The organism is Synechococcus sp. R6-5, assembly GCF_047461775.1.
Classification (GTDB): domain Bacteria; phylum Cyanobacteriota; class Cyanobacteriia; order Thermostichales; family Thermostichaceae; genus Thermostichus.
In genome coordinates this window covers 1-8,536 of record NZ_JANSHV010000150.1, presented here as the reverse complement: position 1 = coordinate 8,536, position 8,536 = coordinate 1, and the positions used below count along the sequence as shown (strand labels likewise).

9 protein-coding genes are annotated in these 8,536 nt (G+C 58.0%); 5 read left to right on the top strand and 4 right to left on the bottom strand.

All coding sequences use genetic code 11. From position 1 onward, the window contains the following. Nucleotides 1-223: 223 nt before the first annotated feature. Entirely contained in the window at nucleotides 224-1,477 is a 1,254-nt protein-coding gene (gene trpB, locus NW818_RS08890; RefSeq protein WP_414424344.1) for a tryptophan synthase subunit beta, read from the bottom strand. 180 nt (nucleotides 1,478-1,657) lie between these two features. Here trpB and NW818_RS08885 point away from each other — a divergent pair, with 180 nt between their 5' ends. The 5 genes from NW818_RS08885 (at nucleotide 1,658) to NW818_RS08865 (ending at nucleotide 6,788) form a co-directional block, all read left to right on the top strand. Next, nucleotides 1,658-2,017, top strand: a complete 360-nt coding sequence (locus NW818_RS08885) for a hypothetical protein (RefSeq protein WP_414375464.1) — start codon at nucleotides 1,658-1,660, stop codon at nucleotides 2,015-2,017. Between the two features lie 259 nt (nucleotides 2,018-2,276). Then, the gene (locus NW818_RS08880) at nucleotides 2,277-2,819 is read left to right on the top strand and encodes a hypothetical protein (protein WP_414424343.1); all 543 of its coding nucleotides are present in this window, start codon (nucleotides 2,277-2,279) and stop codon (nucleotides 2,817-2,819) included. Between the two features lie 48 nt (nucleotides 2,820-2,867). Continuing rightward, nucleotides 2,868-3,431 carry a helix-turn-helix domain-containing protein gene (locus NW818_RS08875; RefSeq protein WP_414344372.1) on the top strand — a complete coding sequence of 188 codons (564 nt, stop codon included), beginning with the start codon at nucleotides 2,868-2,870 and terminating at the stop codon, nucleotides 3,429-3,431. Beyond that, nucleotides 3,431-5,023: an Hsp70 family protein gene (locus NW818_RS08870; protein WP_414344370.1), complete on the top strand. Its 1,593-nt coding sequence runs from the start codon at nucleotides 3,431-3,433 to the stop codon at nucleotides 5,021-5,023. Before NW818_RS08875 ends, NW818_RS08870 begins: the two co-directional genes overlap by 1 nt. A gap of 334 nt (nucleotides 5,024-5,357) precedes the next feature. Then, complete coding sequence (locus NW818_RS08865; protein ID WP_414424342.1) at nucleotides 5,358-6,788, top strand: 1-acyl-sn-glycerol-3-phosphate acyltransferase; 1,431 nt, start codon at nucleotides 5,358-5,360, stop codon at nucleotides 6,786-6,788. 83 nt (nucleotides 6,789-6,871) lie between these two features. Here NW818_RS08865 and NW818_RS08860 read toward each other — a convergent pair whose 3' ends face one another. The 3 genes from NW818_RS08860 to NW818_RS08850 form a co-directional block, all read right to left on the bottom strand. Continuing rightward, a complete protein-coding gene (locus NW818_RS08860; RefSeq protein WP_414351045.1) occupies nucleotides 6,872-7,138 on the bottom strand; it encodes an ARPP-1 family domain-containing protein in 267 nt (88 codons plus the stop codon). 303 nt (nucleotides 7,139-7,441) lie between these two features. Then, a complete protein-coding gene (locus NW818_RS08855) occupies nucleotides 7,442-7,555 on the bottom strand; it encodes a photosystem I reaction center subunit VIII (RefSeq protein ID WP_011433114.1) in 114 nt (37 codons plus the stop codon). A 38-nt stretch (nucleotides 7,556-7,593) separates the two neighbouring features. Further along, nucleotides 7,594-8,064 (bottom strand): photosystem I reaction center protein subunit XI, encoded by a 471-nt coding sequence (locus NW818_RS08850; protein ID WP_011433113.1) that lies wholly within the window; start codon nucleotides 8,062-8,064, stop codon nucleotides 7,594-7,596. Between the last annotated feature and the right edge of the window lie 472 nt (nucleotides 8,065-8,536).

Genomic DNA, 8,536 nt, shown 5'->3' with positions numbered 1-8,536 from the left:
TGATCGCGTTAGCGGGACGGAGTCCTTATTGAACTCCGTCTCGCCCGTGCGGTTGTGCCAGCGGTGCGGACCACCCACGGATCCCGTCCACAACCCCAGCCCCGCAGCCAGGAGCAGGCCGAGAAGACCCAGCAATCGAATGGCGAAGGGAACTTGGCAGGTGGACACCAGAGGGGATCCGTTGGGGGTCACAACAAAGGAAGAGAAGATTCTCAGCCGTACTCTAGAAGCTACGTCCCCGCTGCTGCAAATACTTGAAAACGGTGTTTAGATCCTTGTCGCCGCGCCCAGAACAGTTGACCACCACCCGCTGCTGAGGGCCGAGCTGCGGGGCCAGGGTTTTCAGATAGGCCAGAGCGTGGGCTGTCTCCAGGGCGGGGATGATCCCCTCCAGGCGCGACAGCAGCAGCAGCGCTTCCACCGCTTCGTCGTCAGTAACCGCGTAGTACTCGGCCCGCCCGATTTCTTTTAGGTAGCTGTGCTCTGGCCCCACGCCAGGATAATCCAAGCCAGCGCTGATGGAGTGGGCCTCCTGCACCTGACCTTCTTCATCCTGCAGCAGGTAGCTCATCGCCCCGTGCAAGACCCCGATGCGACCGCGGTTGAGGGTAGCGGCGTGGCGGGGCGTGTGCAGCCCTTCTCCGGCGGCTTCGATGCCGATCAGTCGCACCCCTGGATCCCGGACAAACTCGTTGAACAGCCCCAGCGCGTTGGATCCACCCCCCACACAGGCCAGCAACACATCCGGCAGCCCTCCCCATTTTTCCTGGCACTGCTGCCGCGTCTCCTGGCCAATGACATCGTGAAAGGCCCGCACCAGCTTCGGGTAAGGGTGGGGCCCCGCCACCGTGCCGATGACGTAGTGGGTGGTCTCCACGTTGGTTACCCAGTCGCGGATGGCCTCGGAGAGGGCGTCTTTGAGGGTGCGCGTGCCCGATTCCACTCCCCGCACCTCAGCGCCCAAAAGGCGCATCCGCTGCACATTGGGGGCCTGCCGCTCCATATCCAGCGCCCCCATGTAGATGACGCATTCTAGGCCAAAGCGGGCGCACACGGTTGCCGTGGCCACCCCATGTTGGCCGGCGCCAGTCTCGGCGATCACCCGTCGCTTGCCCATGCGCACCGCCAGCAGCACTTGGCCAAGGGCGTTGTTGATCTTGTGGGCGCCGGTGTGGTTGAGATCTTCCCGTTTGAGGTAGATCTGCGGGCCGCCGTAGTATTCGGTTAGCCGCTGGGCAAAGTAGAGGGGGCTGGGCCGCCCAACAAAATCCCGCAACAGGTTGTGAAACTCGGCGCGAAAGTCGGGATCCCGCCAGTGATGCTCAAAGGCTTCCTCCAGCTCCGTTAGGGCGCTCATCAGGGTTTCCGGCACAAACCTGCCCCCAAACGGCCCAAACCGCCCCTGGGGATCCGGACGCACTTGAGGGTCGAGAGGATCCAAAACACGAGGGGAAAAAGCAAAAGAAGCTGAGGTCATGGCAGAGTCCGTCCGGGCCTTGTAGCCTGCAACTAGAGAGAGGCTTTCCCATTCTACAGAAGGAAGGGGCGATGACCAGTCTCGCCTCTCTTCTTCTGCCGTGGGATCCCGAAAAGTTGTTTTGAACAAGGGTCTTCCCAGGATTTTTAAGATAAGGCCGTCCGATTTTGAGGCGGCCTTATGGACAAGCATCTGCAAGAGTTGCTCCAGCAAGAAGATCAAAAGCGCAGAGATGAAGAGGTGCGGCGCACCTATGCCCTTTCTCAAAAGTCCGAGGGGATGGTGATCCTTCTGTCTATTCTGCTTGCCTTCGGAGCCTACCTCTACACGCGGCGGTGGAAAGCTTTGATGGTTTTTCTGGGCTGGTGTTTCTTCCTTGGCGTGTTGTTTAGCGACGACGAGGGAGAGGTTTCCCTACCCGGACTGTTTCTGGCCTCCACCTGGGCAGCAGTAGACAACTGCGGCGCTATCCAGCGGGCAAGAGAAGAAATCGAACGGCTGCGCTCCGGCCAAAACCCTGATGTTGATCGGCAAACTTAAACTTGGTCGACAAAACAAAATAGTGGCCCAAAAATCGGTATTTTATTTCAAACTCTCGAAAAAGATGCTATACCTACTATTTCAAGTGGCACCCAGATACAAGCGGCGCAACCGACCCATTCTCAACGGCAGTGAAACTTGGATTCCTATTCCCTTTGTCTTTTGGGAAAGAGCTTGGACAAACCAAATTCTGTCCCCCTAGGAGAGGGGCTGGAGGTGAGAGAGCTTAGGATAGCTACAGATTAGAGCAATCAAAACCATGAAGTCTGCTGCTCGCCTAGCTTGTCTGCTTGCCGGACTGATCCTAGGAGCGGGGATCCCCGTCATCGCTCCCGCCCCCGCCCTTCCCGTTGCCCAAGTTGGTTTCCAGCCCTACGTCAACGCCCGTTTCGGCTACCGCATCGACTACCCGGCAGACTTTATCCCGCAAGGGGAATCCGACAATGGCGACGGCCAAGTGTTCCTCGGTCAAGACGGGGCTGAGCTGCGGGTTTGGGGTGGGTACAACATTTTTCAAGCAACGCCCGCCAGCGCCCTGCAGGAAGAGCTGCAGCGCAGCCGGGAAAACCAACGCCGGGTTACTTACCAAGCTGTTGGCCGGGATTTCTTTGTGGTCTCCGGCTACGAGCCCGTTCGTGTCAGCGGTGCGGAGCCCTTTGGCCAGCGGATTTTCTATCTCAAAACAGTTGTCCGCCCTTCGCTGCAAGCTGGCTTTGAGTTCGTGTACCCGGCCAGCCGGCGCGAGCGCTATGACCGAGATGTGGAAGCTATAGCCCGTTCCCTGCGCCTTGCCGATCCCTGAGCTAGACCCAAGTTGGGGCATGATCGTAGGGATCCCTGGCAAAACCCAATGGCCGAGAGACCGCTGGATAGTTGGCTGCAGGAACGCATGCGGGTTGTTGGCCTGTCTTCTTGGCGGGCTTTACAGGCCCAGGCCGGGATCAGCCGCCGCGCCCTTGATCAGGTGCGCCAGGGGAAGTGGGGATCCCTGCGCCTGGAGCAACTGCAAAAGTTGGCTGCCGCTCTGCAGTGGGATTTGGGATCCCTACTGCGCCTCAACGGGAATGACAAAATGGGAGCCACCGATTCCTCAGAAGTCCTCTTCTCTCTGCTGCAGCCGCTGCTGACCAGCTACCCCACTGTCCGCCAGATTGCCCAGCGCAAGCCCGATTGGCCGGCCCAAAACGTGACAGCTCTGTTTCGCTCCTTAGACGCTCTGCTGCAGCGCTGGGGGTATGAGCCCATCGGCAACCCCCTGGAGTCCGTCCCCTTTGATCCGCAACTGCATCAACCGGATCAGCTGGATATTCAAAAGGGGGATCCCGTTTACATTCGCTTTGTCGGCTACCGCCGCGGTGACCACATCCTCTGCCCAGCCAAAGTCAGCCGTTCCCTGCCTGGAGGATTGAGCTGATGGCACCTGCCCCCAAAGCGACCCTAGCCATTGATTTTGGCACCAGCAACACGGTGGTGGCAGTTTGGGATCCCGCCCAAGCAGTGCCCCGTCTCCTCACTCTTCCCGGCCTCTCTCGCCCAGACCACTCGGCTATTCCCAGCTTGGTCTACGTGAAGGGAAAAGGCCAGCTCCTGGTGGGGGAAACCGTGCGCGCCGGTCGGTGGGGGGCAGTGGATCCGCAACGGCTGTTTCAGGGGTTTAAGCGGGACTTGGTGGCGGAGTTTGTCCCTCCGCCGCGAGTTCTAGATGGAGAGCGCTACGACGCCGAGAGGGTGGCCCAAGCTTTTTTGCAGACGGTGATGGAAGCTGTCCCGAAAGAACACCTGCAGCCGCAACAGCTGGTGTTCACCGCCCCTGTCGGCTCTTTTGAGCGCTACCTCAATTGGCTGCGGGGAGTGGCCAGTGCCTGTGGCTGGGATCCCGTTCAAATTGTCGATGAAGCCACGGCAGCAGCCCTAGGCTATGCGGTTGGCCAGCCGGGATCCCTAGTGCTGGTGGTGGATTTCGGCGGCGGTACCTTGGATCTCAGCTTGGTGCGCACCCTCGCTCCCCAAGCGGGTAGCCCTGTCCTCAAAGCGGAGGTGATCGCCAAGGCCGATGCCTATGTGGGCGGGGTGGACATCGACATTTGGATTGCCGACTACCTACTGCAGCAACTGGGGCTAAGCCGACAGCAAATTGGAGCTCTGGGCTGGCTCAACCTCCTGGAGCAGGCGGAACAGCTCAAGATCGCCCTTTCCACTCAGATGGAAGCGGTGGGCAGTTGGTTTGACGACGAAGCCCTCACTGCCCATGAGTTGAAGTTAAGCCGGCAGGAGCTGGAAGAGATCCTGGAAGCTCGTCAGCTTTTGGATCAAATCCGCCAGTGCCTAGACGACGTTCTTCTCACCGCCCAGGCGAGGGGATTGGGCAAGAACCAAATTGAGCAGGTGCTCTTGGTAGGAGGCAGCTCCCAACTGCCAGCAGTTCAAGAGCTGCTGCGCTCCTACTTCGGCAAAAAGAAAGTGCGCTGCGAACGCCCCTTCGATGCTGTGGCCCTGGGCGCCCTGCAGGTGGGCCGCCAGGTGAAGCTGGAGGATCGCCTGCACCACAGCTATGCCCTCCGCCTCTGGGATCCCTTGCAGAAAAGCTACATCTACTACCCCCTCTTCGAACAGGGCAGCCCCTATCCCTGCCGACGGGCTGAGCCCTTGATCCTGCAAGTGGCCAACGACGGACAAACGGAGATTCGCCTAGAGGTGGGAGAAGTGGCCCAGGTAGTCCAGTCGGAAGTGGTTTACGACGAGCTGGGGCGGATGAGCAGCCGGCAGCTCACCCGGCAAACCGATTTCCGATCCCTAGCTCCTCTTGGATCCCTGCCCATTCGCCTCAGCGAGACGGAGTCCTTACCGGTTTGTCTGGCCCGTTTGCAGCCCCCTGGCCGCGTGGGAGAGGATCGCCTTCGCGTCGAATTTGCCATTGATAGCTCGCGGCGCTTGTTGGTCACCATCACCGACCTGCAAACTCAGGCGCTCTTGGCAGAGGCCCAGCCTGTAGCCACCTTGAGTTAAGAGACGAAAGTAGAGAGAAGAGAGCGTCTTCACTGCAACGGAAGACAAAGAAAGCAATGTAAAGGGCACGACATGGCCACGATTCCCAACTCTCATCTCCCCTTGTGAGAGAGGGGTCGGGGGCTTGAGGAGAGTAGAGAGCGGTTGCGCCGACGGCGTGGGGTCTCAGGGGAAGGATCTCAATCATTGATATTGTTGATATTGATTATTGATTGAGAATGGCTGCATATCCAGTGATCTCTGTAGCGACTTGATGAATAATCTGAGCGATCGGATATGAATCTGATTTGCGTTTAACTACACTTCTTCTCTTGAGCTACCTTGGGAACAAATCTTGCTCTTGTCACCACCGCCCCATTTTGCCCGTCCTCCCCTCGACTTTATTCCGCCCGCCTATAGCGCCTGGGTGCTACGGCTCGTCCACGGGATCCTGCCCCTGCTCTTGCGGGTGAGAGTGCGGCGCTGGCTTCCTTCCGGCATTGCCAAAATCGAGGCCACAGGGGCGGAGATCTTGGCGCGGCTCTACCACCAGTTCCAGGAGGGTCAAATTCGCCTAGTCCTGGCTTTCCGACATGTGGAGGTGGATGACCCGCTGGTGGGCCTGTACGTTCTATCTCGCCTGGTGCCCGAAGCCGCCCGTCGACAAGGGATCCGCCTTCGAGAACCCCTTCACGCCCATTTTCTCTACGACCGGGGCATGCCCCTCTGGGGAGGGGAATGGCTGGGGTGGCTGTTGTCTCGCCTGGGCGGGATCCCTATACGCCGCGGTCGGAGGGTGGATCGGGTGGCGCTAAAGGCGGCCCGGCAACTGCTCCTGGATGGGCAATTTCCCTTTGCAATCGCCCCAGAAGGAGCCACCAACGGCCACAGCGAACGGATCAATCCCCTGGAACCGGGAATGGCTCAGCTGTGCTTTTGGTGCGCCGAGGACCTGGCCAAAGCTGGTCGCTCAGAGACCGTCATTTTGCTGCCCATTGGCATTCGGTACTACTACACGGATCCCTCCTGGACGAAGCTGGAGCGCCTGCTGGCGCGCCTTGAGCACCTGAGTGGGTTGACGCCTCCGAAGCCAGAGCCAAGATCCTCCAGGAGCCCCAACCTTCGCTACACCCAGCGGATCTGCCGCCTAGCCCAGCATCTCCTGGAACAACTGGAAGCTTTCTACGACCTACCTCCCTTCATCTCTGGGAGAGATGAAGAAGAACCACGGATAGAGCAGAGGCTAGCCCCTGGCCACTTTAACGCTCGCCTGGAGCGGCTGCTCCACAGAGCCCTGGAAACCGCAGAGACCTACTTTGGCCTATCTCCCCAGGGGGATTGGAACAGCCGCTGCCGCCGCATTGAAGAAGTCGCCTGGATCCAGATTTACCGAGAAGAATTGCGGCATCCTGGATCCCTGTCTCCCCTGCAGCGGGGGTTGCTCGACTGGAAAGCCCACCAGGCAACGCTCTACCTGCAGCACATGCGCTTGGTGGAAAGCTGTGTAGCCGTCCAGGAAGAGTATTTGCTGAGCAAACCCTCTTTTGAGCGGCTGGCAGAAACTGCCCTCATTCTATTTGATGTGCTGGCCCGCCTTCGAGGGGAATCCTACCCAGCCCGCCCTCGCCTAGGCTGGCGGGGGGTTCACGTGACCGTCGGGGATCCCATCTCCGTTAGCGAGCGGTTAGAGCGGTATTGCCGAGGCCGCCAGGAAGCCAAACAGGCGGTGACCGAGCTAACTCAGGATGTTTTTTCTTTCCAATTTCTTTCTTTTTCCAATTTCTAGGGATCCCCTGCAGGAGGAACGGGTTTAGGCGAGGAGTTCGGTACTACCGCCGAGAGACTGCCGAGAGATAAACCACCTTCCCGTCATGGAACAGAGCTGAGCCTTGGTCGCCCCGCTGGGACTCTGCTCGGTACTCCCAGCAGCAATAGGAACTCACTGTGGTTTTCCACAACCAGGTGAGGTACTGCTCCGGCCTCGCTCACCTCGGTGATGGTTGCTTCCTTGGTTTGCAGATCTGGAAGGCGATAGGCAACTTCCTGCTCCCCCTGAGAAAAGAGAGGGAAAACCTGGAAACTGCCCTCTTGAATGGGATCGCCTATACGCAGGGTTGGAAAGTTAAGGCTGGCCATCGACTCCTCCTTCTTAAAACTTAAAAGGGTGTTGCAGAAGCTGCCCTTTTCCTCGTTAGCATGGGATCAGCTCGCCGGATCCTGCTCCAATCTAAAGTCCTTTGGAAATGCTCCCTTCCTAAAAAAAAAGAGGTGAGGGGACAGCCTTCGCCTTTCGGGACTCTGGTAGCGCGGATGGAAATCATCCTGACCAAAAGAGAGGGATCCCTAAAAAAGGGATCCCTGCCTCAATATCTGGGGTTGATCTCTAGCCTGAAATAATTGAAATTAATCAGCACTAGTGAGTATCAAAGCACTCCGGGACTAGTCCCGCTCAATGTACAAAAAAAGCACTGCCATGCCCACTGCAGGAAGCAGCCAACCAACAATGGGGATAAAAATCCAAGGAAGATAAGCAGCAGCGTAAGAACCGGTCATGATTTTGCTCCTCTCAAGTGACTTGACAAACTTGACAACTAATTCACCAGCCCTCGAAAGATGGCGTCGATCCCGGCAAAGTTCTCCAGCAGGAAATAGGCAGCGAACACGCCACCCATACCTCCCAAGAAAAATCCTGCCGTTAGATCCCCCCAACCCCGAGCTGTAGCCAGAGGAGCGGCCCCCGGTGTTTCCGGCTTGTTTCCGAAGGTAACGCTGCCATAGGCCGACATGCAGGCGGTTCCCAGCAGCACAATCGCCATCGCCGTAACCAGCCCGCCTAAGTTAGCTGCCTCAGGGTAATCCCGCAGCGGCCCCAGCACAATTTCTGGCCCTACCAAGAAATAGCCATGGGCCAGCCCAATTTCCAGCCCCCGCAATAGCGGCGATAAGCCAGGACGGTTGATGGGGAGATTGTTGATGAACAGACGGGTGACAGGAGAATCGCTGATGGGCGTCGAAAGATGCCCCTCGCAGGGATCGTCGTTAAAGGTGCGAATGTAATCCATGTCCGAATGTCCTGCCTGGAATTTTGCGATTCATTCTACGGGGCCTAAGTTACCCTCTCGGCAACCACCACCCGGATCGTTAAAAAAGTTCATGCTCGCTTAACACAGAGACAGCTCTTCTAAATAAGTTTGAGACATAAGTTTGAGACATTCCCTCGCAGAACCTGTCCTCAGCAATTCGCGCTCTTGCCCATGATCCCTGACCTGCTAACGCGAACTTCGCCCTCTCCAGGGGGAGAAGAGAGAAGTCCAGATTCACCGCCTGGTTGTAACCAGTGGTGAGGAATAGCGGCAGCTTTTTCGGACTGTGTATTGAGTATTAAGTTGAGTATTAAGGTCTGCAATGAAGTGGGATCCCTGCTGGGCAAGGGATCGATATTGCGCTGTGGTAGGTAGCCCCGAAAAAAGTGGTAGATACACTGGCCATGGGTCAACAAAGCCTAAGTAAACTACCCGACTCCGACCGCTAAAG

Coding starts and splice junctions, on each gene's coding strand:
- trpB (WP_414424344.1), bottom strand. CDS start 1,477: ATGACCTCAGCTTCTTTTGCTTTTTCCCCTCGTGTTTTGGATCCTCTC.
- NW818_RS08885 (WP_414375464.1), top strand. CDS start 1,658: ATGGACAAGCATCTGCAAGAGTTGCTCCAGCAAGAAGATCAAAAGCGC.
- NW818_RS08880 (WP_414424343.1), top strand. CDS start 2,277: ATGAAGTCTGCTGCTCGCCTAGCTTGTCTGCTTGCCGGACTGATCCTA.
- NW818_RS08875 (WP_414344372.1), top strand. CDS start 2,868: ATGGCCGAGAGACCGCTGGATAGTTGGCTGCAGGAACGCATGCGGGTT.
- NW818_RS08870 (WP_414344370.1), top strand. CDS start 3,431: ATGGCACCTGCCCCCAAAGCGACCCTAGCCATTGATTTTGGCACCAGC.
- NW818_RS08860 (WP_414351045.1), bottom strand. CDS start 7,138: ATGGCCAGCCTTAACTTTCCAACCCTGCGTATAGGCGATCCCATTCAA.
- NW818_RS08855 (WP_011433114.1), bottom strand. CDS start 7,555: ATGACCGGTTCTTACGCTGCTGCTTATCTTCCTTGGATTTTTATCCCC.
- NW818_RS08850 (WP_011433113.1), bottom strand. CDS start 8,064: ATGGATTACATTCGCACCTTTAACGACGATCCCTGCGAGGGGCATCTT.